Source organism: Paenibacillus vietnamensis (genome assembly GCF_020169515.1).
GTDB classification, from domain to species: domain Bacteria; phylum Bacillota; class Bacilli; order Paenibacillales; family Paenibacillaceae; genus Pristimantibacillus; species Pristimantibacillus vietnamensis.
The window spans coordinates 28842-51540 of the sequence record NZ_JAHMHW010000006.1 but is presented as its reverse complement, the minus strand read 5'-3'; the positions used below and the strand labels follow the sequence as shown (position 1 = coordinate 51540).

22 protein-coding genes are annotated in these 22699 nt (G+C 56.1%); 12 read left to right on the top strand and 10 right to left on the bottom strand.

Going from position 1 to position 22699, the window contains the following annotated elements:
• The first annotated feature begins 17 nt into the window (after window positions 1-17).
• Both KP806_RS14150 and KP806_RS14145 read left to right on the top strand, forming a co-directional pair.
• The gene (locus KP806_RS14150; RefSeq protein WP_224724353.1) at window positions 18-2039 is read left to right on the top strand and encodes an ABC transporter ATP-binding protein; all 2022 of its coding nucleotides are present in this window, start codon (window positions 18-20) and stop codon (window positions 2037-2039) included.
• A 570-nt stretch (window positions 2040-2609) separates the two neighbouring features.
• Complete coding sequence (locus KP806_RS14145) at window positions 2610-3491, top strand: hypothetical protein (RefSeq protein WP_224724352.1); 882 nt, start codon at window positions 2610-2612, stop codon at window positions 3489-3491.
• A 291-nt stretch (window positions 3492-3782) separates the two neighbouring features.
• On the opposite strand, the gene KP806_RS14140 is transcribed toward KP806_RS14145, so the two are convergent.
• A complete protein-coding gene (locus tag KP806_RS14140) occupies window positions 3783-4346 on the bottom strand; it encodes an FAD-dependent oxidoreductase (RefSeq protein ID WP_224724351.1) in 564 nt (187 codons plus the stop codon).
• A 232-nt stretch (window positions 4347-4578) separates the two neighbouring features.
• Here KP806_RS14140 and KP806_RS14135 point away from each other — a divergent pair, with 232 nt between their 5' ends.
• Entirely contained in the window at window positions 4579-5052 is a 474-nt protein-coding gene (locus KP806_RS14135; protein ID WP_224724350.1) for a MarR family winged helix-turn-helix transcriptional regulator, read from the top strand.
• Complete coding sequence (locus KP806_RS14130) at window positions 5030-8242, top strand: MMPL family transporter (protein WP_224724349.1); 3213 nt, start codon at window positions 5030-5032, stop codon at window positions 8240-8242. The genes KP806_RS14135 and KP806_RS14130 overlap by 23 nt, the downstream gene beginning before the upstream one ends.
• Before the next feature lie 91 nt (window positions 8243-8333).
• Here KP806_RS14130 and KP806_RS14125 read toward each other — a convergent pair whose 3' ends face one another.
• From KP806_RS14125 to KP806_RS14100, 6 genes are read right to left on the bottom strand one after another with little or no spacing between them, the layout of a single operon-like run.
• Entirely contained in the window at window positions 8334-8633 is a 300-nt protein-coding gene (locus KP806_RS14125; RefSeq protein ID WP_224724348.1) for a spore coat protein, read from the bottom strand.
• The gene (locus KP806_RS14120) at window positions 8630-8839 is read right to left on the bottom strand and encodes a hypothetical protein (protein WP_224724347.1); all 210 of its coding nucleotides are present in this window, start codon (window positions 8837-8839) and stop codon (window positions 8630-8632) included. The genes KP806_RS14125 and KP806_RS14120 overlap by 4 nt, the downstream gene beginning before the upstream one ends.
• A 33-nt stretch (window positions 8840-8872) precedes the next feature.
• The gene (locus tag KP806_RS14115) at window positions 8873-10009 is read right to left on the bottom strand and encodes a zinc-dependent alcohol dehydrogenase (protein ID WP_224724346.1); all 1137 of its coding nucleotides are present in this window, start codon (window positions 10007-10009) and stop codon (window positions 8873-8875) included.
• Window positions 10006-10416, bottom strand: a complete 411-nt coding sequence (locus tag KP806_RS14110; RefSeq protein ID WP_224724345.1) for a spore coat protein — start codon at window positions 10414-10416, stop codon at window positions 10006-10008. Before KP806_RS14110 ends, KP806_RS14115 begins: the two co-directional genes overlap by 4 nt.
• The gene (locus tag KP806_RS14105; protein ID WP_224724344.1) at window positions 10406-10678 is read right to left on the bottom strand and encodes a spore gernimation protein GerQ; all 273 of its coding nucleotides are present in this window, start codon (window positions 10676-10678) and stop codon (window positions 10406-10408) included. The genes KP806_RS14110 and KP806_RS14105 overlap by 11 nt, the downstream gene beginning before the upstream one ends.
• Before the next feature lie 56 nt (window positions 10679-10734).
• Window positions 10735-11322 (bottom strand): PadR family transcriptional regulator, encoded by a 588-nt coding sequence (locus KP806_RS14100; RefSeq protein ID WP_224724343.1) that lies wholly within the window; start codon window positions 11320-11322, stop codon window positions 10735-10737.
• A 199-nt stretch (window positions 11323-11521) separates the two neighbouring features.
• Between KP806_RS14100 and KP806_RS14095 the strand changes: the two genes are divergently transcribed.
• The 6 genes from KP806_RS14095 to bcp all read left to right on the top strand — a co-directional run bounded on the left by KP806_RS14095 (window position 11522) and on the right by bcp (window position 15759).
• The gene (locus KP806_RS14095) at window positions 11522-11854 is read left to right on the top strand and encodes a hypothetical protein (protein ID WP_224724342.1); all 333 of its coding nucleotides are present in this window, start codon (window positions 11522-11524) and stop codon (window positions 11852-11854) included.
• A 1-nt stretch (window position 11855) separates the two neighbouring features.
• Window positions 11856-12800, top strand: coding sequence for an FAD:protein FMN transferase (locus KP806_RS14090; protein WP_224724341.1), 945 nt, complete (start codon window positions 11856-11858; stop codon window positions 12798-12800).
• Between the two features lie 2 nt (window positions 12801-12802).
• Window positions 12803-13387 carry a ferric reductase gene (locus KP806_RS14085; protein WP_224724340.1) on the top strand — a complete coding sequence of 195 codons (585 nt, stop codon included), beginning with the start codon at window positions 12803-12805 and terminating at the stop codon, window positions 13385-13387.
• Window positions 13388-13513: 126 nt separating this feature from the next.
• Window positions 13514-14584: an asparaginase gene (locus KP806_RS14080; protein ID WP_224724339.1), complete on the top strand. Its 1071-nt coding sequence runs from the start codon at window positions 13514-13516 to the stop codon at window positions 14582-14584.
• Window positions 14574-15254: a VOC family protein gene (locus KP806_RS14075; RefSeq protein WP_224724338.1), complete on the top strand. Its 681-nt coding sequence runs from the start codon at window positions 14574-14576 to the stop codon at window positions 15252-15254. The genes KP806_RS14080 and KP806_RS14075 overlap by 11 nt, the downstream gene beginning before the upstream one ends.
• Before the next feature lie 13 nt (window positions 15255-15267).
• Window positions 15268-15759, top strand: coding sequence for a thioredoxin-dependent thiol peroxidase (gene bcp, locus KP806_RS14070; protein WP_224724337.1), 492 nt, complete (start codon window positions 15268-15270; stop codon window positions 15757-15759).
• A 169-nt stretch (window positions 15760-15928) separates the two neighbouring features.
• Here the strand turns inward: bcp and KP806_RS14065 are convergent, their stop codons facing one another.
• Window positions 15929-17800 carry an LTA synthase family protein gene (locus KP806_RS14065; RefSeq protein WP_224724336.1) on the bottom strand — a complete coding sequence of 624 codons (1872 nt, stop codon included), beginning with the start codon at window positions 17798-17800 and terminating at the stop codon, window positions 15929-15931.
• A 342-nt stretch (window positions 17801-18142) separates the two neighbouring features.
• On the opposite strand from KP806_RS14065, the gene KP806_RS14060 reads away from it, so the two are divergent.
• A complete protein-coding gene (locus KP806_RS14060) occupies window positions 18143-19060 on the top strand; it encodes a M15 family metallopeptidase (protein ID WP_224724335.1) in 918 nt (305 codons plus the stop codon).
• Between the two features lie 86 nt (window positions 19061-19146).
• Here KP806_RS14060 and KP806_RS14055 read toward each other — a convergent pair whose 3' ends face one another.
• Window positions 19147-19302, bottom strand: a complete 156-nt coding sequence (locus KP806_RS14055; protein WP_224724334.1) for a DUF1540 domain-containing protein — start codon at window positions 19300-19302, stop codon at window positions 19147-19149.
• Window positions 19303-19423: 121 nt separating this feature from the next.
• Window positions 19424-20740: a deoxyguanosinetriphosphate triphosphohydrolase family protein gene (locus tag KP806_RS14050; RefSeq protein WP_224724333.1), complete on the bottom strand. Its 1317-nt coding sequence runs from the start codon at window positions 20738-20740 to the stop codon at window positions 19424-19426.
• A gap of 131 nt (window positions 20741-20871) precedes the next feature.
• Between KP806_RS14050 and cls the strand changes: the two genes are divergently transcribed.
• Window positions 20872-22320 carry a cardiolipin synthase gene (cls, locus tag KP806_RS14045; protein ID WP_224724332.1) on the top strand — a complete coding sequence of 483 codons (1449 nt, stop codon included), beginning with the start codon at window positions 20872-20874 and terminating at the stop codon, window positions 22318-22320.
• The last annotated feature ends 379 nt before the right edge of the window (window positions 22321-22699 follow it).

Here is a 22699-nt window from a genome sequence, read left to right as displayed (position 1 = left end):
TGGGGGCGTTAAGAACAATGGGTACAACGGGAAAAAGATTGTTTCAATACGCCATGCTTTATAAAAAACCGATTATCCTTGCGCTGGCGCTGCTGGTGCTGGCCGTCTGCGCGGAGCTCGCAGGTCCGCTGATCGCGAAGCGGATGATCGATCAGAATATTCTCGGCATCGAGAAAAAATGGCACGAGGTAGAGGCGGAACAGCCTTACGCGGTTTTTTATAAGGAGAAATGGTATAAGCGGGAGGACCACTTTGACACCGGAGAGCGGAAGGGCAAGGAGGTCCGAGTGCTGCAGGTCGGCCGGGACTTTTATTTCCTGGACGGTCCGCTGACGGATGGATCCGGGAAGAGAGAAGTCGTCGGCGGGACGCTGAACGTGACCGGCAAGGAGACGGGGGAGACGGCCGCCTATCCGGTAGCAAGGCTGACGAAAGGGGAGCTGTATTCCTTCTACAAGCCTGAATTTCCGGCGCTGCTGAGGCTGGCTGTAATGTATTTCGGCTTCCTGCTGCTTGTGGCGGCGTTCACGTACGGCCAGCGGCTCATGCTGCAGACGTCGGCCAATCGCATCGTGCGCAAAATGCGCACGGACATCTTCGCGCATACGCAGCGGCTGCCGGTTCAGTATTACGATAATTTGTCCGCCGGCCAGGTCGTCTCGCGGATCACGAACGACACGGAAGCGATCCGCGAGCTGTATGTTGCGGTGCTGGCGAACTTTTTTACGGGCATTATTTATATGGCGGCGATTTACGGAGCCCTGTTTCTGCTGGATTACCGGCTTGCGCTCATCGCCCTGCCGCTCGTGCCGATTCTGATCGTGTGGATCATTGTGTACCGGCGTTTTGCGGCCCGGTATAACCGGATCATCCGCTCCAAGCTGAGCGAGATTAACGGGATGATCAACGAGTCGATCCAGGGAATGACGATCATTCAGGCGTTCCGCCGTCAGAAGGAAACGACGAGGGAGTTCGAGGAGCTGAACGAATATTACTACAAGTACCAGAACAAGCTGCTCAGCCTGAACTCCATCACGTCGCATAATTTGGTCAATGTCGTCCGGAACGTGCTGTTCCTGATCGTCATCTGGCTGTTCTGGGGCGAAGCGCTCGGGGCGGCCGTGTCTGTCGGGGTGCTTTACGCTTTCGTCGATTACATGAACCGGATGTTTGCGCCGATCGTCGGCATCGTGAACCAGCTGTCCAATCTGGAGACGGCGAGAGTGTCGGCGGAGCGCGTCTTCAAGCTGATGGACGAAGAGGGGATCGACGTTGTTCCCGGCTCGATGGAGCGCTACAAAGGCGATGTGAAGTTCGAGGACGTCTCGTTCGCTTACAAAAAAGACGAATACGTGCTGAAGCATATTTCTTTCCATGCGCGCCAAGGGGAGACGGTTGCGCTGGTCGGCCATACCGGCTCCGGAAAAAGCTCGATACTGAACCTGCTGTTCCGGTTCTACGATACGGACGAAGGCCGCATCGTCGTGGACGGAGCTAACGTAAGAGAACTGCCGAAGCAGCATTTGCGCCAGCATATGGGCATCGTGCTGCAGGATCCGTTCCTGTTCACGGGCACCATCGCGTCGAACGTCAGCCTGGACAATCCGGCGATCAGCCGGGAGCGGATCGAGCAGGCGCTGCGCGACGTCGGCGCGTACGACATGTTCAGCCAGCTGCCGGGCGGTATCGACGCTCCGGTTATCGAGAAGGGCAGCACCCTGTCCGCCGGCCAGCGGCAGCTGATCTCGTTCGCAAGGGCGCTGGCCTATGATCCGGCGATCCTTATTCTGGACGAGGCGACGGCCAGCATCGATACGGAGACGGAGGCGGTCATCCAGGCGGCGCTCGACGTGTTGAAGAAGGGCCGTACGACGTTTGTGATCGCGCACCGCTTGTCGACGATCCGGAGCGCGGACCAGATTCTGGTGCTGGACCGCGGCGTCATCGTAGAGCGCGGCAGCCACGACGAGCTGATGGAGCAGCGCGGCAAATATTATGCGATGTACCAGCTGCAGCTGGGGTCGGCTCTGCCGGCTTAGCCCGGCGCAGGGGCAGACAGAAACGCGAAAGAGGCGATCCCGTCCGGAAGGGCATGGGTCGCCTCTTTTTGCTTTGCCAAGCGAGGATGGAGGAGGGTTGTTTGCGGTTTAGGCCAATAGTTTGGATTTTGTATAGGATGGATTGGAATGGAGTTGGGAGTTGCGGGAGCGTCGTATATGAATAGTGAATAGCTGGATTGCATGAATTTATTTTTCTATATGATCCGATTTGAACAGAATTAACTGTATTTCATGTATATAAATCGGCGATTCCGCTGAAGTTTGGGCTTTTTATGCACTTTACATGTATGTTTTCTAGTTATTTCGTACAAAAGGCGTTTGATTGGAGATTTATATATGTGATTTCCACTTATTCAGATCCGTGACGGAAATCCTCCATCATTGCTTCGACGGATTCTCCTACATTGAGGCTGCCATGGAAAATCTCCCGCCTGATCCACTCGTCTGGAACATTCAGCCAACATTCAGCCTGGTATAAGGGTCAGTTAAGTTTAGGCGGGTAGGATGTGTAATGTACCAACCACACCCTAATACGGAAGGCGGAATAACATGAAGAAGTCAAAAGCCATCACGGCTGGAGCGATTGCCCTGACCTTAACGCTTGGAGGCGCAGGCCTGCTGGCGGGCCAATATGTAAGCGCGGCGGCGGCAGCCGATAGTCAAAGCGAGGCAAGCACGCAAAGTACGGCTGCTGATGCCGGCACGTTCAAAGGAGACCGCGGCGGCAAACGCGGCGGTTTCGGTCACGGCTTCGGCCAGATCGGGGATCAGCTGACGGAATATTTGGGACTCGATGAAGAGACGCTTCGCACGAAGCTGGAGACGTTGACACTGGCTGAGCTGGCTGCTGAGCAGGGAAAAACGCGCGAGGAGCTGAAAGCGAAGCTGGTGGAATGGCTGGAGGCCGCGGAGGCGGAAGCGCCTGCCGACGCGCAGGCGGACACAGAAGCGGACAAGCAGGCGGCAAAGCCGGATGCGGCGACGATTGCGGAAAAGCTGCTTGACTCGCAAGGCTTCGGCAAGCTGGGCGGCGGTAAAGGAGGCTTCGGCGGCGGGTTTATCGGCAAAAACCTCATTGCGGCCGCGGAAGCGCTCGGCATAACGGCGGGCGAGCTGAAGGCGGAGCTGGAGGCAGGGAAAACAATCGCCAATACGGCCTCGGCCAAAGGAGTGGCGTTGCAGACGGTTATCGATGCGATTGTGAGCGAGACAAAAGAGAAGCTGAGCGAAGAGCTGACCGCCGGAAAAATCACGCAGGAGCAGTATGATGCGAAGCTGGAGAAGGCCGCCCGGCGGGCGACCGACCTGGTGAACGGCGAACTGTCGGTCCGCGGCGGAGGCGGGAAAGGTCCGCGCGGCGAGCGTCCGGCAGCCGAACAGGATGCTGCGGCGTCCGATACGGCCGACTCGGCGGCAACGGTTGAAGGCTAAGCGGTAAACTGTCATAACTGAAGCAATTAAAGGTTCGGCCCTATACCTCGAAGACGGAAAAGCCCGGGGCAGTCAAGCAGACGGAGCCGCCGAACAGGGTTTTTTCGCGGCCGGTACGGCCATTCCGCCGTACGTCTCCACAACATAGAAGAGAGTGCTTCCGGAGAAACCGGCGAGCACTCTCTTTATTTTAAAAGATAAGAATTTATAAGTTTGAGCGTATAAATGTCTTATCTTTCATCGCGAAACGAGCTTTTGCCGTCAGGACGGAAACGGCCGTTTACGCTTGTGCTAGGCCTTCAGCACATCATGGTCGACATAACGCTCGCCGTTCATCTCGCTGATGATGTTGATGGCCGCTTTCGCCCCGTCGCCCGCCGTAATAATGGAGTGGACGCTGACGCCTGCCACCGTGCCTGCCGCCCATATGCCGGCTTGGCTCGTTTTGCCTGCGGCATCTGCGTCGATGACCGTCTTGATGCGCGGCTCGGTGCCCGGCCTCGTAGCCAGCCCGATACGCTCGGCAAGGTCGACGGACGCTCCGGTCGCGAACAGGACATACTTCGCCTGGAAGCTTCCGCCGTCGGTTTCTAGCAGGAGTCCGCCCTCCGACTCCGTTATGTTCTGCACCGTTGCTTCCTTGATCTCCGCCCCGAATTTCTCGGCCTGCCGTTTTCCCGTATCCACAAGCTCCGGGCCGCCCATCTGTTCAATACCGTAATGGTTCTCGAACCAGGCGCGCCTCGTCATTCCCTTGTTGTTCTCGAACACGATCGTCTTTTTGCCCGCCTTTGCCGCGAAAATAGCCGCGCTTGCTCCAGCCGGGCCTGCTCCGATAATAGCGATGTCGTACATGCTTCCTGCCTCCAGTCGATTAGGAATAAGGATTTCATTTCTAGTATAGGGAATGTCCCCTTCAAAAAGCAAACGGTTTCATTAAGCCTGCCTGTGCCGGTCCGTTCACGTATTGTTCGAATTTGCAGACGTTGCAGGAAAGAATCTGCTTTGATATAGTTCTATTATCGAACTATTCGACAGTAGAATTAATTTTGAGTGCTTCACTCGCATGGAAAAGGGGAACGACAGCATGGAACGATCACTTCTGAAACAAATCATCGACCGCTACGAAGCCGCCGACTTTATCATTCACCGCCGGCTGAATGCCATGATCCGCGAGATGATGCCGGATCAGCTGACCATTGACCAATTCTCGACGCTGCGTTATTTGCGTTTGAAGGAGAAGTGCACCTCATCGGAATTGGCGGACATTTTCTGCGTCGGCAAAAGCTCCATCACCGCGATCATCACGCGATTATTCGATAAAAGCCTCATTCAAAGGTTTCCGGACGACAGGGACCGTCGAGTGACGTACTTGTCGCTGACCGGCGAAGGGGTCCGGATGTGCGAAATGATGGAAGAGAAAATTCAGGAGCTGCTGGCAAAGTACATTACGCAATTTGACGAGCCGGAAGCGTTGCGCTTCATCGAAACCTACGAGAAGCTGGCGGCCCGCATGATGAATGGAGAGGAGCAGGGGAATGAAAGCAATACTGAAGCTTAGATGGCTCGTTCTGGCGTTATGGGTAGCAGCCGCGGCGGGGCTGATGCTAAGCGCGCCGAACATGGAGGAGCTCGTCCGTACGAAAGGGCAGGTTAACGTGCCGGACGGCTATTCCTCGACGATCGCCTCCGAGCTGGAAGAAGCGATCGGCGCGGGAGAGGAGGCAGGCGCGAGCAGCGGCATGGCAACCGTGCTGGTATTCCACAAAGAAGGCGGCTTGTCGGAAGCCGATATGGCCGAGGTGAAGGGCGGCATCGACAAGCTGAAGAGCGCGGGAGAGTCTATCGGCGTTCTGGCCGTCACGAGCCACTTCGACGCCAAAGAGCTGGAGAAGCAAATGGTGTCCGAGGATAGGAGCACCGTTCTTACTCTGGTAAACGTAGAGGCAGGCGATATGGCTCTGACCGAGCTGCGCGACGGCCTGTATGACGCTATCTCGGAGGTAGGGGTGGAGCATTACTACACGGGCAACTGGCTCATATCCGAGGATGTCGTGCAAAGCTCGCAGGAAGGGCTGAAGAAGACGGAGTTCATTACGCTGGGCTTCATTCTCGTCATTTTGTTCCTGGTGTTCCGGTCGGCGGTTGCGCCGCTTGTGCCGCTGGTTGCAGTCGGCTTCACTTATCTGGTATCCCAATCGATCATCGCTTATCTGGTCGAATATATGGATTTTCCGCTGTCCAATTTCACGCAAATTTTCCTGGTCGCCGTTTTGTTCGGGATCGGGACGGATTATTGCATTTTGCTCATCAGCCGCTTCAAGGAGGAGCTCGCCCACCGCGGCGACAAAGCGGAGGCTATTATCCATACGTACCGGACGGCGGGCAAAACGGTGCTTTTCTCCGGCCTCGCGGTGCTCGTCGGCTTCGCTTCGATCGGCTTCTCCACCTTTATGCTGTACCGCTCGGCGGTTGCGGTCGCGGTCGGGGTAGCGGTGCTGCTCGTCGCTTTGTACACGATCGTGCCGTTCTTCATGATGGTGCTTGGGAAAGCGCTATTCTGGCCGTCGAAGGGCTCGCTCGAGCATAAGCCGAGCGGCCTTTGGGGCGCCGTCGGCAAGTTTTCCCTGAAGCGTCCGCTCTGGGCGCTCCTCATTTTGGCGGTTTTGATCGTGCCGTTTCTGACCGCTTACAAAGGTACGATATCGTTCAACTCGCTCGATGAGATCGGGGACAAATACGATTCGGTCAAGGCGTTTAATCTGATCTCGGACAGCTTCGGCCCCGGCGATTCGCTGCCGACGACGGTGGTCGTGAAGGCGGATCAGCCGATGGACACGCCGGAAGGGCTGGCGGCTCTGGAGCAGGTCAGCCGCGAGCTGGCGAAAACGGAGGGCGTCAAAGCCGTCCGCAGCGCTACACGTCCGACAGGCGATGTGATGGAGGAGTTTCTTGTCTCCGATCAGGTTGTCGCCCTCGAAGACGGGCTTGGACAGAGCGGCGAGGGACTGGGCAAAATCGGCGACGGCCTTTCCGAAGCGAGCAATGCGCTAAGCGCGAACGCGCCGAAGCTGGGTGAAGCGGCCGATGGCGCCGGCAAGCTCGTGGCGGGGACGAATGAGCTGAAGACCGGCATCGAGCAGCTTGGCGCGGGGCTGAAGGCGATCCAGCAAGGGCTGAAGGACGGCTCGGCGGGCGCGGGTGAGCTTGGCAGCGGACTTAAGCAGGCGCAGGCGAGCGCGGAACAGCTGGCAGCCGCAAGCCGGGAGCTGCTGAACAGCTACGGTCAGCTGGGCGGCGGTCTCGGCCAATTGACGGGCGCTTACGAGGCCGTTGCTGCGGAGCAGGCGAAGCTCGCCGAGGGACTCGGCGGCGTGGAGCGCGATTTGAGCGGGCTGCAGGAGAGCCATCCGGAGCTGCAAAACGACGAAGCGTTCCAGGAAGCGCTAAGTGCGCTGGCCGGCCTGCAGCAAGGGGCGGAAAGCCTGGGCGCGCAAATGAAGCAGCTTAACGGTCAGCTGTCCGGCGTATCCGCCGGCATGGCGCAGGCGAACGCCGGCTTCCGGCAGGCGTCGGAAGGACAGACCGCGCTGGCGGCCGGCCTCGACAAATTGGCCGTCGGCATCGCAGAGCTGCAGAAAGGGATTGCCGAGGCTGCTGCGGGGCAGGGGCAAATCGTCTCGAAGCTGCCGGGCGTTACGACGGGACTCGGCGAGCTGGCGAGCGGGCAGGAGGCGCTGCAGGCGGGCTTCGCTGACTTGAACGCCCGGCTCGGCGAGCTGACCGGCGGGCTGGACGAGAGCGTTAACGGCCTTGCTCAGGTGACGGACGGTCTGGCGTCGGCTGGCGACTATTTGAGCGGCCTGTCCGGATCGCCCGATAAACAAATGACGGGCTGGTACATTCCGGAGGAAGCGATCGCCAACGATGACTTCCAGTCCGCCCTTAACGTGTATATGTCCGAGGATCGCCGGACGGCAAAGTTCGATGTCGTGTTTAGCGGCAATCCTTACTCGCAGGAAACGATGGCGAAAATCGGCGAACTGGAGGCCGCGGTGGAGCGCGCCGTCCAAGGCACGCCTTACAGCGGGGCGCAGGTAGCCGTCGGCGGCGTGACCAGCATGAACAACGACCTCAGCAACATATCGGAAGCCGATTATTCGCGGACGGTCGTGCTGATGCTGATCGGGATTTCGATCATTTTAATTGTGTTGTTCCGTTCCTTCGTGATGCCGCTGTACATGGTGGCTTCGCTGCTCGTAACCTTCTATACCTCGCTGGCGGTCGCCGAGGTCATATTCGTCAGAGTGCTTGGCGTTTCGGGCATCAGCTGGGCGGTGCCGTTCTTCGGTTTCGTTATGCTGGTCGCGCTCGGCATCGATTACAGCATCTTCCTGATGGACCGCTTCAAAGAGTACCGCCATCTGCCGCCGCAGCAGGGCATTCTGGAAGCGATGAAAAACATGGGCACGGTCATCATGTCGGCCGCGGTCATTCTGGGGGGCACGTTTGCGGCCATGCTGCCTTCGGGCGTCATGTCGCTTCTCCAAATTGCTACGATCGTGCTGTGCGGTTTGTTCATTTACGCTCTGTTAATGCTGCCGCTATTCATACCGGTAATGGTACGCACCTTCGGGGCCGCCAACTGGTGGCCGTTCATGGACCGCGGGTCATCCGCCGGCTATGATACGGATTCCGACCTTTCGAGAGGCGGACGCAGTCATCAGGTATCGCATGATTCTTCGTTATAAGGCTTAAGCTCAAAAAAGGTTACCTGCAGCACAAAGCCCATGAGGGTGCTGCGGGTAACCTTTTTTTGGGGAAAATTGTCCGAACGGAAGGCTAAAGCGTCGGAACTTTAAGGGCGGTCTCGATATTTTGCAGGTCCAGACGGAGCTGCTCGTCGACGTTCCACGGATGATACCAGCCGCGGCCGATCATGTACGCCATGATTTGCTCGTGCAGGTCGATTATTTCTTCCAATTGGGCGGAAAGCACGGCTTTGATCTCCGGAGAGCCGGCCTCCGTAACGGCCATCGCATAGTTCCGGACGCCGCTCTTTACGGATATCAGAAAGTCCGACGCGATGATCTGATCGGTCATCGTATGCATGCCGGTCAAATGCTCGATGATCGTGTTCATGCCTTGATCCCCCGTTCCGCAGCCGCCGACAAAATGTCGCCGAGCTCCTGGAGCTGACGGGTCGAAACCTCGACGTCACGCTGCAAAATGGCTTTTAGAGCAGGGTCCGAGACTAGCGCCTTCATCGTTTTGGATTTGGTCAAGCTTACCGTTTTAAAGGCGGCCAGCTCGTGAACCTCAAGCGTTTCGTGCAGGGCATAACTCATGTCAGGTATCCCTCCGATTATTCCGAATTGCCGTTACGGCTTAAGTACGACTTTGATGCAATTATCCTGTCTCGTATCGAAAATTTCGTAGCCGTGCTTGGCCTCGCTGAGCGGGATGACATGCGTAATGACGTCTCCCGGGTCTACCTTGCCCGTATCGATCAGCTCATACATATACGGCATGTAGTGAACGACGGGAGCTTGGCCCGTCCGGATATTCACGTTCCTTTGAAAAATGTCGCCGAGCGGGAAGGCATTATAACGGCCGCCGTAAACGCCGGTTATCTGGATCGTGCCGCCCTTGCGTACGGCCTGTGAAGCGATGACGAGGCCGCCCATCGCGCCGCCGTGCAGCTTGAGCCCGGCCGCCAGCGATTCCAATGGCGACATCTTGCCGCTCATGCCCGAGCAGTCGATGACGACGTCGGCTCCGCCTTTGGTGATTTCCTTCAGGTAATTGCCGGCATTCTCGATCGATTCGACATTGACGGTCTCAACATGATTCGTTTTCTTGGCATGCTGCAGGCGATAGTCGAGATAGTCGGCCGCAATGACCCGTCCTGCGCCCTTGAACCAGGCGAATTTCTGCGCCAGCAGGCCGACCGGCCCGCAGCCGATGACGATGACCGTATCTCCCGGCTTCACGCCGGCATTATCTACGCTCCAGTAAGCGGTCGGCATCGCGTCGGCGATCAGGCACAGCTTTTCGTCGGGATGCTCGCAGCTCTCCGGAAGCTTGAAATGGGTGAAGTTCGCAAAGGGAACTCGCAAATATTCCGCCTGTCCGCCCGGATGCCCGCCGGTCGTGCCGGAATATCCGAAATACCCGCCCATATCGCCGTTATCGTTCGAATGATCGCACTGGCTTTCCAGCTGGTTTTTGCAATAAAAGCATTCGCCGCAGGCGATATTGAATGGAATGACCACGCGGTCGCCCTTTTTCAGCTTCGTCACGCCCGGACCGACTTCTTCGACGACGCCCATCGGCTCGTGCCCGATAATATAATCCTCCTGCAAATTCGGGATCATCCCGTGGAGCAGGTGAAGGTCCGAGCCGCAAATCGCGGTTGTCGTCAGCCTTATGATCGCGTCGTCGGCTTTTTGAATCGCCGGATCCGGAACCTCCTTGACGGCGATATTTTTAAGTCCTTGATAGGTAACGGCCTTCATGCCATGCTGCCTCCCTTATGCTCGTCCGGCGTCCGGTCGAACATGCCTTTGCGGCTCGTATCGCCAGGGAACAAATTAAGCTTGCCGATCTCCAGCGTTTGCCCGGCCGAGAGCAGATCCAGGCGATATTGTTCCGGCAGCTCATAGGGATGGAACCATTTCTTGCGGATCATGAGCTCCGAAATTTCCTGATGAAGAGCAATCCCTTGGCGGAGCTGATCGCGCAAAAGCGCCCGGGCTTCGGGGGATACCGTCTCGGTCAATGCGGCGGCCGTGCTTCTGACCCCTTCCTTGGCGCGGCTCAAGAAATCCATTGCAAAGGTCATATCCGCCATCTCCGGCATATTGAGCGAGTTGGCTGGATCGACGTAGTCCATTTTGACCGGATCCGCTTGGCTAAGCGTCATGATGGCCGCCTCCTTTCAAAATCGGCTCAGGCCGGTATTCGCCGATAGGAGTCCCGAAAGAGGCTTTCGCGTATACGGCCTGCAGCCTTGTAATGGCCTGTATGGATTGCTGCACGTCCTTCTCCATCAAGGCTTTCAGCTCCTGGTCGAATACCAGGCCTTGCATGAGCTTGGACTTGGCCAGGCACAGCGTTTTAAAATTCAGCGCTTCGTGGAGCTCCAGCGCCTCATGGGCCGCAAGGGTCTGCTGCCGATGCGTCATGACATACCACCTCCGGATTGATTGGGCAGAGATTAGGTTGTCCATGTAGGGCCACGTTATTCCAATTCCGAAGGCGGCTCGGCCAAAAACTCGCAAAGCTGCATTTGCTGCTCGTGAAGAAGACGCTGCAGCTTTGCCGCCTGCTCCTTGCTAGCCGAAGCCTCCTGCTCGGCGCGCGTTACGAGCCGAAGAAGGCCGTAGCCTTCGACGGATAGTCCCAGCTTGCGGCGGAACCGTTCGTCATGCTCCTTTTTTGCTCCGCCGCTTCCGGAAGCCGTGCTGCCGAATGTGCGGGCTCTGCCGAAGTCGGCTCGGCAGGGGAGCTGGGCCGTGGCTGAGAGGCCCTGCGGGGTGATCGCATATGTTTTCTTGCCGCGGACTTCCTGCTTGACCGTTATGAAGCCTTGCTCCTCCAGCATTTGCAGCGTCGGGTAGACGGAGCCTGCGCTCGGCATATATAGGCCGCCGGACTGCTCCTCGATCGCTTTCATCATTTGATAGCCGTGCATCGGCCCGTCCGCCAGCAGCTTCAGTAAGGCGGTCTTGACGCCTCCTCTGCCGACGTTCCTTTTATTATGCTTGCCGCCGTTTCGTTCTTCGCTTAATCTCCCGTTTGCCGGCGCTTCGTTTTGGACAGCTCTCATCGATGCTCACTTCCCTTATTGAAAATGATTATTATTACTATTCACATGTTGGCAGATTATCATTCGTATGTTACCGTTCTGTCCGGCGCAGCGACTATCAGTTTTCTTTCAGTTTCACTTAACGATGGATTCAGCTTTGTTGTTTATACTTCGTTTTAAAGAGGAAACGATTATTTGGACGAGGCGGGTGAAGGGTAAATTGAAGCAATCAAAAGCGTTCAAATGGCAGCTTGGCGCATGCGGCGCTGCCGCCGTGTTCCTCGTGCTCAGCACGGTGCAGTCGACCGAAGCGTTCCAGCAGGCTCATTTGCTTAAAACAGGCGGCGACGGCGACCTGGAAGGGACGGTTCTGCAGCAAACGGAGGACGAAGACGCTCTGGTGGAGGAATGGTCCAGGCAGCAGCGCCGGCCGGTGACTATGGAGGGTACCGGCGGCGGTCAAGGCGGGGGCGGCTGGTCGACGGCTCCGGAGCAGAACCGCAGCTCAGGCAGCGGCCGGAACGGCATGAGCTCGCAGACGGGGAGATCGTAGCATGGCTGATCGGACGACCGTTCGCTTTCAAGCGATGAATACGCGGATTGAAGCCGTTTTGCTGCATGAAACAGGGACGGATGGCGGCAAATATGCTCAGCTCGTCAAAAGCTGGTTCGAGGACATGGAGCGGAAGTTCAGCAGGTTCCGCGAGGACAGCGAGCTCAGCCTGCTGAACCGCTCGGCGGGAAGCTGGCTGCTCGTCTCCGGCCTGCTGTACGCGCTGCTGGAGGAAGCGGAACGATACAGGCGCCTGACAGGCGGATTGTTCGATATGAATGTGCTTCGCGCGATGCATGCGGCTGGCTATGACCGTTCCTTTGAGCATGCCGGGTCATTTGCGGCAAAAGAGCTGCCAGCGGCCGGAACGGACACGGACGAGCCGCTTCTGGAGCTGGCTGCGGGGATGAAAGCGGTCAAGCTGAGAAGCGGGGCGCAGCTTGACCTTGGCGGCATCGCCAAAGGCTGGTCGGTGAAGCTGCTCTCCGGCTGGCTGCGCAAGCAGGGCATCCAGACCGGGCTGATCAACGCCGGAGGAGACGCCGCCGTATGGGATGACCGTCCTGACGGCGGCGAAGCCGAGCTTGCCATCCAGAACCCGTGGGAGCCGGCTTCCAGCGACGCGGCAATATACCTTCGCCAAGGAGGCGCGGCCACCTCGAGCACGCTGGGAAGACGCTGGAGCGGCCCGGCTGGCGCCTTCCACCATATTATCGATCCGAGGTCGGGCCGTTCGAGCGAGAGCGGCGTCGTGCAGTGCACCGTGTCCGGGCCGGAGGTGACGGCTTGCGAGGTATGGGCCAAGGCAGTCAGCATAGCCGGACTGGATGAGGGGCGCAAGCTGCTGACCGGGCAGGCTCCGGAGTATAAAGCATTCATTTATACGGAGGACCGCCGGCTGCATGTGCACGAGCCCCGGACCCTCGGGAAAGACAAGGAGGGATAGCGATGACAGATTGGCTGATCGGACTGCCGACCTGGCAGCTCGCCAGAATATTCGGTATTGCGTCCTACCTGCTGCTCTTCGGCGGGATGGCTCTCGGCATGCTTTACGGATATCCGTTTGTAAAGGGGGCTATGAAAGCGACGGTATATAAATTTCATTTGCGGCTGACGAACGGAGGAACGGTGCTGGCTTTGGCACATGCGGCAATTTTGCTGATCGATACGTATACCCCGTTTACATGGCAGGAGGTGCTCATTCCGTTCACCTCAGAAAATCATCCGTTTTTATTCGGAATAGGCACGTTGTCCCTGTATGGCATGCTTCTGCTGCTGTTCACGTCGGATTTCCGGCAGCTGCTTTCGAGGAAGCTGTGGCTGTCCATTCATTTGCTGTCTTATCCGATTTTTTTGTTGGCGCTTGTCCACGGCTTTTTTGGCGGAACGGATTCCGGGCTTCCTGCTATCAAATATATGTATGGCGCAACGCTTGCGGTTACGCTGCTGCTTGCCTGCGGGAGAGGGCTGGTGCGCAAGGCAGGACCCCATGGAGGAAGATTGCAGACGTCAAAACGGGCAAGGTCCTTGTAACGGCCAGCCACCCCCTATACACACTGCGGTATGCAGGCGTACAATTGGAATAGCCGCTGCGCGGTATCAACCCGGCAAGGCGGGGAATCCTGTATATAAAAGCAGTCAGAAGGGAGGCGGCGGGAAGTGTTGCAGCTGCTTGTCATCTTTACCGGAGGCACGATCGGGAGCCGCAGGTCGGGGGAAGGGATCGATGTCCATGCGTCGGGCTCCTATGCACTGATCGATGCCTACAACAACAGCGGATTACATAGGAGTGACGTTACGCTGACAGCCGTTCAGCCGCTCAATTTGCTAAGCGAAAATTTGACGCCGGACGACTGGATTGCGCTTGCGACGGCGATCCGGGAAGCCGATCACAGCGCGTACGACGGCATCGTCGTGACGCACGGCTCCGATACGCTGGCCTACAGCGCCGCGCTGCTCGGCTATTTGTTTGCGGACGCCAAGCTTCCGGTCGTGCTGACGGCAAGCAACTATCCGCTGGAGGATGAGCGGAGCAACGGCCTGCGCAATTTTTCCTGCTCCATCGATTTTATAGCGGATGCCTGTCTGCCCGGCGTATTTGCCGTTTATGAGGACGACAAAGGTAGTCCGCACGTTTACATAGGGACCAGGATCACGCAGGCCGTATCGTTCACCGACCAGTTCGGAAGTCCGTACGGCATCACGTACGGCAGAATGGAGCAGGGCCGCTTCCAGTGGCATGACCACCCGCATAATCCGATGCCCGAGTCGCTGCGTAGCGCATCGAAGGCGGGACTGGAGTGGGAGCCGGGCACCCTCAAGCTCGAGGACGGCATCGTCTATATCAAGCCGTATCCGGGACTCAACTATTCGTATTACGATTTCTCCGAACGGCGCCCGAAGGCGGTGCTGCACGATCTTCACCATTCGGGAACGGCAAGCGCAATCCGGAAGGGGCCCTATTCCTTGCCGCAGTTCATAGCGGACTGCCGGGCGTTGGATATTGACGTCTATATCTGCCCGATCAAGGACCGGTCCGCCGCTCTGTATGCCTCTTCGCTCCGCCTGATCGAGGCCGGGGCCGTCATCCTCGAGAACATGTCGATGGAGGCGGCCGTCACCAAGCTGATGCTGGCGTACGGCTTTTATTCCGATCGTGCGGAGGCCGAAGCCTTCATGACCGGGACGTCGGTCTACTTCGAGCGTAACGAGGTGCGGCATGCGGATTGAAAAAGCGAAATTTCAGACAGCCAGCCTGAAGACGATCCGTTCTTTCTACGAGGAGCTGCTCGGTTTGCCGGTCGTGCGCTCGGAGGAAGAAAGTTTTACGGTCAAGGTAGGCTGGAGCGAGATTACTTTCAATGAGACGGAAAGCGCGGCGCGCGAAGGCCATTATTACCATTTTGCCTTCACCGTCCCCGAGAATAAGCTGCCGGAGGCAAAAGCCTGGATCGAAGCGAAAACTTCGATCGGTGTAGAGGCGGGCAAGGACATTTCCTTCAGCGAGTCCTGGAACTCGCATTCTGTTTACTTCGAGGATCCGGCGGGTAATATATTGGAGCTGATTGCCCGCCATACGATGGGGAACGCCGTCGATCGCCCCTTTGATCCTCAGCTGGATTTATTAGGTGTCAGCGAAATCGGCGTGCCTACGAAGGATGTGCCGGAGGCAACCGACCGTCTCGAGGAGCTGGGAGTCATGACCTACAAATCGCGCAGCGACAGCTTTAATCCCGTCGGCGACGACGAAGGGCTGTTCATTCTCGTCTCCCCCGGCCGGCGGTGGCATTTCACGGACAAAACGGCGGAAAGCTTTCCGTTCGAGGCGGCCGTTAGGGGCATTGGGGAAATGCGTGTTTATGAAGACAGCCGCGGCTTAGTAGTCGAAATTAACAAGTAGAGGAGAATGGACGATGGAACAGAGGGAGCTGGAGCAATTGCAAGCAGGAGACAAGGTGCCCAATTTCAAGCTGCTGGCCTCGAACGGGCAGCAGGTCGAGCTGGCGGACTACGCGGGGAAAAAAGTTGTTTTGTACTTTTACCCCCGGGACATGACGCCGGGCTGCACGGCGGAGTCCTGCGATTTCCGCGATTTTAGCGGCGAGTTCGGCCTTCATAACACGGAGGTGCTCGGCGTAAGCCCGGACGATCTGGCTTCGCACGAGCAGTTCGTGAATGCGCATGAGCTGCCGTTTCTGCTCTTGTCGGATACGGAGCATACGGTATCGGAACTATTCGGCGTGTGGAAGCTGAGAAGCCGCGACGGAGAGTCGTTCATGGGCATCGAGCGCTCTACGTTTCTGATCGACGAGTCCGGAACGCTTGTGAAGGAATGGCGGAGCGTGAACGTGGACGGTCATGTGAAGGAAGTGCTGGAAGCGGTCAAAGGCGGCCGAAGCGAATAAAATAATAGAAGAGCCCCGGCCGTTGTCGAATCGAACGGCCGGGGCTCTTTTTTTGAATGATAAGAATTAATAAGTTTCACGATTGTAAATTGACTTATCATTCACCGCGAAACGTATGCTGAGCCTCCAAAGGACGGCGTCAGACGATTACGCTTGCGGATAGCTGCTGTTATTCGGCTTTCTCTTCCTTCCAGCTTGGCAGCTGGCTGACGTAGCTGTCGGACAGATTGAGCAGCTCCAGCGCGCGCTGGTATTCGTCCTCTGTCGCTTCCTGCTCCGTCACTCCGTCTCCCGCCAGGGAGTAGTGTTTGCCGTCCTCGAAGCCGCTGCCCGACATGAACAGCTCTTTGCTGCTTAAGAACGAGCCGGTCGGCAAATAATAACGCTGCGGCAGCACGTTGTAATGCTGGTTGAACAAATCCTGGCCGAAGTGAATATGATCGTCCAGGGAGAAGCCGAACAGGTTCGCGATCGTCGGCAGGACGTCTACCTGACCGCCGATTTGATCGAATACCTTCGGTTCGGTGATGCCGGGCGATGCAACTACCAGCGGAATGTTGATCATATCCGTGTAGCCGTATTCGCGGCCGTAAATTTCGGCCATAAGCTCTTTGTCGTCGCGGTCCAGCGAGTAGATCGGCAGGCCGAGGTGATCGCCGTACAGGACGAGCAGGGTGTCATCCCAAATGCCGCGCTTTTTCAAATCGTCGATGAACAATCCAAGAGCGTAGTCGGCATAATTTTGGGCGCGGATATAATCTCCGACGAACGTGTTCTCATAACGCTCGGGAAGCTTCATTTTGTACTTCTCCGCTGGGATCGTGAACGGATGATGCGCCGTCATCGAAATGATATGGGAATAAAACGGCTTGCCGGCCTTGTTCATCCGCTCAAGCTCTTCCGCCGTTTTGGCGTAGAGATGCTCGTCGGAGGAGCCGAAAAATACCGTATCCTCGGTTCCGAAAAACTTCTGGTCGTAATAACGGTCAAAGCCAAGCGCCTTGTACAGCTCGCCGCGGTTCCAGAACTCCACCACGTTCGTGTGGAAGGTAGCCGTATCGTAGCCGTGCGACTGCATCAGCTTCGGAAGGCTCGGCAGCTCTTTGTCGGCGTAGGTCATCGTAGCCGCGCCGCGCGGCGGGATGTAGAACGACGTATTGACAACGAATTCGGCGTCCGACGTGTTGCCTTGGCCGACCTGCTGGTAAAAATGCTTGAAATAATAGTTTTCGTTCACAAGCTTATTCAGGTTTGGCGTAATCTCCTGCCCGTCAATCTTCAGATTGACGAGGAAGTTCTGGAACGACTCCATTTGCAGGATGATGAGATTTTTGCCTTCGGCAGCGCCTTTCAGCTCAGGGGCAGCCGGCTGCTCGAGCTTTTTGACGGAATCGATTTTGTCTTGCGTAATCTGGTTCTGATCGACGTACTCGACTTCCTTCTTCGAGAAAATCATGTAAGCTTCGTAATTAAGAATGCCCATTTGCTCGGCTTTGACGATTTCGTTCATGCTTGCGCGGTTAGGCAAAATGTTAAACAGGCAAATCGCGATCGATACGGTCAGCAGCGAGACGACAAGCCTTCTGTTCTCTTTCTTCGAGCTTTCCTTTTTCCAATTCAGAGCTTTCTTCGGACGGAACAGAATGACGGCCATGACGATAATATCGGTGAAAATAGCCAGGTAATACGGATCCATCAGCGAGAAAACGCTGTTCTTGACCGCCGTTACCTGATTCACCTGCTCGAGCGCGAGGTAAGTGACGATAACGCCGTAATACTTGTAATACATGATGACCGCGAACAGGATGAGCGTCATCACCAGATTCGCGATTAAATAGTAAAGCAGCTTGCGCTTCGATGCGAACCATTCTATTAAACAATAAACGATAAGAACAAACGGAATTTCTTTCAAGATCGTGGTCCAGGAAAACCCATCCTCGAAAATGACCATCCAGGCCAGGTAGCTTTTCAGCAGCATGATAAACGAGAAAAATAAGATGGGACGAGTGCTAAGCAGTCGTTTTGGAATTAGTGATGTCATATAACCGCCTACCTTTCAAGCAAAAACAGGCTGTCTCATAGAGCCAGCCAGCCCGCCTCGAGTAATATATTATATACGTACTGTAAAGTCATATCCATTATGCTCCTAAATGCAGGGCCGTGTCAAAAGGCAAAAGGCACCTCCATGTCCAGCGGAAAGCCGGGAAAAAGCGTAGAAATACAAAGAATAATCAGACTTTTTGTAAATTACATAAACCCCGGGCGGCGGCATTGAAACATTGCGGGGGATTTAGTAGTCTATTAGGTAGCTGTGAAGAAACATTACATGTCATTCACTATATTCACATGTGATTATGTAGGAATAAGATAACGGAGGCTTCTCATGACAAAAAGAAAAACAAGGCTGCTGTTGTTTGTTATCGTATGCGCGGCGCTTGTACTTGGTTACAATCTGCTGCAGGCGAAGGAATTCGCGTGGCTGCCGCCGAAGCAGAGCGGCGCCGGGCTGGAAGCAGCAGGCGGCGGAGAGGCGCAGGGCGGTACCGCAAGCGGAGAAGCGGATTCCTCTGATGGCGACGAGACCGTGGGTAGCGGGCAGGGAGAGGCAGGGGCTTCAGCGTCTCCAAGCCCGGATACGGGGGACAGTAAAGGCGAATCGCCGGGCAGCGCCGGAGGCGGACAGGCCGGACAAGCCGAGGACGGCATGGCGGTCGTCGCGCAGCCGGAGAGCATTTCGGTGCTGGTGAACAAGCAAAATAAGCTGCCTGAGGACTATAATCCGTCCGACCTCGTTTATCCCGAGGTGCCATTTATTTTCTCGGAAAAGGCGGAGAAGCGCATGATGAGGAAAGAGGCGGCTGAGGCGCTGGAGCGGATGTTCGCGGGTGCGGAGAAAGACGGCGTTGCCCTCGCGGGGGTATCCGCCTACCGGTCGCACAGCACGCAAAAGACGCTGTTTGAGCGTTACGTGAAGCGGGACGGCCTGGAGAAGGCAAGAACATACAGCGCTTATCCCGGAACGAGCGAACACGAGACGGGGCTGGCGATCGACGTTACCGGAGGAGACGGGAAATGTGCGGCCGACGATTGTTTTGCGGGTACGCCGGAGGCGCTGTGGCTGGCCGGGCATGCGCATGAGTACGGATTTATTATCCGGTATTTGAAAGGAAAAGAAGAAATTACGGGCTACCAATACGAGCCCTGGCATCTGAGGTACGTGGGCGGCGATGTGGCAGCAGAGATGGCGGCGAGCGGAGAATCGCTGGAAGAGTATTATAATGCCGTTCCGGTGACCAACTAAGGCAACAGAAGCGGCGCAAGCGGATAGGGGGACTGCGGTAGACCGTTCCATGCGCTTGCGCCGTTTTCTATTGCTGAAGCCGTTCTTTAAACCTTTGGTTCGAACGTTTTGCAATCCGTTTCTTCGGAGTTGCTTGCTTGTTTGCTGCGGTTGTTGACTACATAAATGGAAGAGGCCGCGCAGTGGTTGCCTGCCGCCCAATACTTGCACGAATTAACTTCACACAATACATCTTTGGCCATGGTGGTCACCTCCTCCCCTATAGGATGGACAAACGATATATCGATTTATACCCGTAAGTGCGGCCGTCCGAATCAAAAAAAAGGACGTCAGCCGGAATACGGCAGCCGTCCTTCTGTATGTTCAATCCATCTCGTAAATCGAGCCCGACTTGCTGGCGTACAGCTCGGCGTAAACTTTCTCCGCGTAAGCGTCGGTCATGCCGGAAATGTAGTCGGCCACGAACCGCGGCCAGCTCCATTTGACCTTGTGCTGCTCGTAGTTCTCGATCCAGTCCGGAGGGATAATAAGGCGTCCGTACTCGGGCACCTTAAAGCTGTCCCACAGCCGGCGGATCATAATCTCGCTGCGCATCTGCAGGCGCTGCACGCGGAAGTCTTTGATCAGGGTCACCCACGCGAGCTTCTTCAATATTTCCATCGTCCGCAGCATGTCGATATCCTGCTTGCCGCCGTTGACGAACGTGACCTTTTTCCAGCCTCTTTGCGGGTCGTCGATAATGCCCACCTTGCCCGCGAAGATGCTTACCCACCGCGCCTTCATCTCCCGCCTCGTGCGCGAAGGCTCGCGGTCGCAGCTGACGTACAGCGCCTCCCACTGCTCCAAATAAGAAGCGAGCACACGCCTTACCATCGCCGGGATATTTACCTCGCCCCAGCCGATGCCGGTGTTTCCCTTGTCGTCGACAATTTCCTGTACGAGATGGTTGACCAGCCTCGCATCCTCGAAGAAGGTGCGGTTCATCTGGATTTTGCCGGCGCGAATGCCGTCTTCGATATCGTGGGTGGAGTAGGCGATGTCATCGCACAGGTCCATCAGCTGCGCTTCCAGTGTGGAGCAGCCGATCGGAATGCCCCAGGAGCGGCGCAGCTGCTCGATTTCGCTCCATTCGCTCGTGTACAATCCCTTGAGGCGGCCCGGTTCGTTCAAGCCGAACGGGTATTTGTTAACGGCAAGCAGCACGGCCGCCGTCAGATCGAGGCCGCTGCCGCTGCCGGCGCGTTTCTCCAAAAACATTAGAATACGGAAGTTTTGCGCGTTGCCCTCATAAGGAATGCCGTATTCCTCCATCAGCACGCGGTTAAGCACCTCTTCGCCTTTGTGGCCGAACGGTGGATGCCCGAGGTCATGGGCGAGCGCTGCAATTTCCACGACGGCCGGATCCAGGATCAGGCCGGGATGCTCCTTCCGCTCGAGAAAAGGATATTGCTTCCCGAGCCTGCGGGCCACCTCGCGGGCAATTTGGGAAACCTCGAGCGAATGCGTCAATCTCGTTCTATAATAATCGCCCGAGCCGGCGCCGAATACTTGAGACTTGCCCTGCAGGCGCCGGAAGGCGGGGGATTGGATAAGCCTGGCGTAATCGCGCTCGTATTCGTCGCGTTCCTCGCTGAACGTGCCGAGCGTCTTCTCATCCAGCCGCAATTTTCGTATGTCCATCTTGGTTCCTCCATTGCCACTCCAGCGGTTTCTGTTTTTAGAAATTGTAGCATATTTTCAGGCTTGAACATACTTCGCCCATGGAGTATGATCGCATTAGCTTGACATCTGACATGAGGTGCTATATTCGAATGGTCATAATGCAAAATGCCTACGCACTGATTACGCTTCTTAACATTTTTTTGGCGATTACCGTCATCTTTCTCGAGCGGCGGAACGCGAGCACGACATGGGCTTGGGTGATGGTCCTGTTCTTCATTCCCATTATCGGCTTCGTGCTTTACCTGATCCTGGGCCAGAAGATGCGCAAGAGAAAGCTGTATAAGCTGCTTGGCGACAGCCAGCGCATTATCGAGCATACCGTCGAGCGGCAGAAACGGCAGCTGAGGGAGCGCGAGTTAACGTTCAAGGATCCTGCCGTCGAGCAATACCAGGATATGATCTATATGAATTTGAAGTCCAGCTATGCGGTGTATACGAGCAATAACGCCGTTCAGATTTTTACCGAGGGTAACGAGAAGTTCGACTCTCTGCTGGCGGATATTGCGCGGGCTACGCATCATATTCATCTTGTTTACTATATCGTCCGCGACGATGAGCTGGGCAGAAGGCTGGTTAAGGCGCTTGCGGCCAAAGCCGCCGAAGGGGTCGAGGTCAAGTTTTTGTACGATCATATCGGAAGCTCAAGCCTCCCCCGGCGTTATTTCGAGGAGCTGAGGGCTGCCGGCGGCAAGGAAGCGGCTTTTTTTCCGTCGCGAATTCCATATCTTAATTTAAAGATTAATTACCGCAATCACCGCAAGCTCGTGATCATCGACGGTCAGATCGGCTATATCGGCGGCTTTAATATCGGAGACGAGTATTTGGGGCTGAACGAGCATTTCGGAGAATGGCGGGATACGCATCTGAAGGTCAGGGGCAATGCCGTGCTGCAAATGCAGGCGCAGTTTCTTATGGATTGGAATTTGGCGGCCTCGGGTCAAATCGTGCTGAACGAGTATTATTTCCCGGTCCTCGGCGACGATATCGGCTCGATCGGCATGCAGCTAGTCGCGAGCGGGCCGGATACGGAATACCAGCAAATCAAAGACGCGTATATCAAAATGATCTATGCCGCCAAAGAAACGATCTGTCTGCAAACGCCGTATTTCGTCCCGGACGAAAGCCTGATGACGGCGCTTAAGATCGCTTCTCTGTCCGGCGTAGACGTTCGCATCATGCTGCCGAGCAAGCCGGATCATTTTTTCGTATATTGGGCGACTCATTCCTACCTGGGCGAGCTGCTGTCCGGCGGCGTCACCATCTATTTGTACAAGAAGGGCTTCCTTCATGCCAAAGCGCTTGTCATCGACGGCAAAATCGCTTCGGTCGGGACGGCCAATCTCGATATTCGCAGTTTTAAATTAAACTTCGAGATGAATGCGTTTATTTATGATACGCAGACGGCGCAGAAGCTGCAACGGATATTCGAGAAGGATTCCGAATACAGCATGCAGCTGACCGCTTCTATGTATGCGGGCCGGCCGCTGTCAAACCGGATCAAGGAGTCGATCTCGAGGCTGCTGAGTCCGATCCTGTAGACAGACGTAAGAAAGGCTTCTGCTTATCCACGATAACCAGAAGCCTTTCACGTTCCAGATTCACAGCTATTCAATTTATTCAAACGCTCCATTCCGCTACTTGCACTTCTCTACGATCCTTTCGATTTGTTACAAACCGTTTCGATACCGACCAAGCTAATTGACCTCGATCACATACTTGATTAGATTTGCTCCAAATCCCTTCCTTCCATAAGTACCTGTTATCCGACTGTCCTCGCCTGTCATCGATTTGTGGTCCCCGCACGCCCGTATGATCTAAATGGCACTCCTTTCCGAGTTCCTCGGACATGCTTCGCTAACATGGTCCAATGGGCTATCCCCTTTCGTTTGGTATAGGCTAAGTATACACCTTTATTTA

What these genes read in the sequence shown, in the direction of transcription:
- bcp (WP_224724337.1), top strand. Translation starts at nt 15,268, where the DNA reads ATGGAACAGAGGGAGCTGGAGCAATTGCAAGCAGGAGACAAGGTGCCC.
- KP806_RS14075 (WP_224724338.1), top strand. Translation starts at nt 14,574, where the DNA reads ATGCGGATTGAAAAAGCGAAATTTCAGACAGCCAGCCTGAAGACGATC.
- KP806_RS14135 (WP_224724350.1), top strand. Translation starts at nt 4,579, where the DNA reads ATGGAACGATCACTTCTGAAACAAATCATCGACCGCTACGAAGCCGCC.
- cls (WP_224724332.1), top strand. Translation starts at nt 20,872, where the DNA reads ATGGTCATAATGCAAAATGCCTACGCACTGATTACGCTTCTTAACATT.
- KP806_RS14125 (WP_224724348.1), bottom strand. Translation starts at nt 8,633, where the DNA reads ATGAACACGATCATCGAGCATTTGACCGGCATGCATACGATGACCGAT.
- KP806_RS14085 (WP_224724340.1), top strand. Translation starts at nt 12,803, where the DNA reads ATGACAGATTGGCTGATCGGACTGCCGACCTGGCAGCTCGCCAGAATA.
- KP806_RS14115 (WP_224724346.1), bottom strand. Translation starts at nt 10,009, where the DNA reads ATGAAGGCCGTTACCTATCAAGGACTTAAAAATATCGCCGTCAAGGAG.
- KP806_RS14065 (WP_224724336.1), bottom strand. Translation starts at nt 17,800, where the DNA reads ATGACATCACTAATTCCAAAACGACTGCTTAGCACTCGTCCCATCTTA.
- KP806_RS14055 (WP_224724334.1), bottom strand. Translation starts at nt 19,302, where the DNA reads ATGGCCAAAGATGTATTGTGTGAAGTTAATTCGTGCAAGTATTGGGCG.
- KP806_RS14150 (WP_224724353.1), top strand. Translation starts at nt 18, where the DNA reads ATGGGTACAACGGGAAAAAGATTGTTTCAATACGCCATGCTTTATAAA.
- KP806_RS14090 (WP_224724341.1), top strand. Translation starts at nt 11,856, where the DNA reads ATGGCTGATCGGACGACCGTTCGCTTTCAAGCGATGAATACGCGGATT.
- KP806_RS14120 (WP_224724347.1), bottom strand. Translation starts at nt 8,839, where the DNA reads ATGAGTTATGCCCTGCACGAAACGCTTGAGGTTCACGAGCTGGCCGCC.
- KP806_RS14105 (WP_224724344.1), bottom strand. Translation starts at nt 10,678, where the DNA reads ATGACGCATCGGCAGCAGACCCTTGCGGCCCATGAGGCGCTGGAGCTC.
- KP806_RS14100 (WP_224724343.1), bottom strand. Translation starts at nt 11,322, where the DNA reads ATGAGAGCTGTCCAAAACGAAGCGCCGGCAAACGGGAGATTAAGCGAA.
- KP806_RS14060 (WP_224724335.1), top strand. Translation starts at nt 18,143, where the DNA reads ATGACAAAAAGAAAAACAAGGCTGCTGTTGTTTGTTATCGTATGCGCG.
- KP806_RS14130 (WP_224724349.1), top strand. Translation starts at nt 5,030, where the DNA reads ATGAAAGCAATACTGAAGCTTAGATGGCTCGTTCTGGCGTTATGGGTA.
- KP806_RS14050 (WP_224724333.1), bottom strand. Translation starts at nt 20,740, where the DNA reads ATGGACATACGAAAATTGCGGCTGGATGAGAAGACGCTCGGCACGTTC.
- KP806_RS14140 (WP_224724351.1), bottom strand. Translation starts at nt 4,346, where the DNA reads ATGTACGACATCGCTATTATCGGAGCAGGCCCGGCTGGAGCAAGCGCG.
- KP806_RS14110 (WP_224724345.1), bottom strand. Translation starts at nt 10,416, where the DNA reads ATGACGCTTAGCCAAGCGGATCCGGTCAAAATGGACTACGTCGATCCA.
- KP806_RS14145 (WP_224724352.1), top strand. Translation starts at nt 2,610, where the DNA reads ATGAAGAAGTCAAAAGCCATCACGGCTGGAGCGATTGCCCTGACCTTA.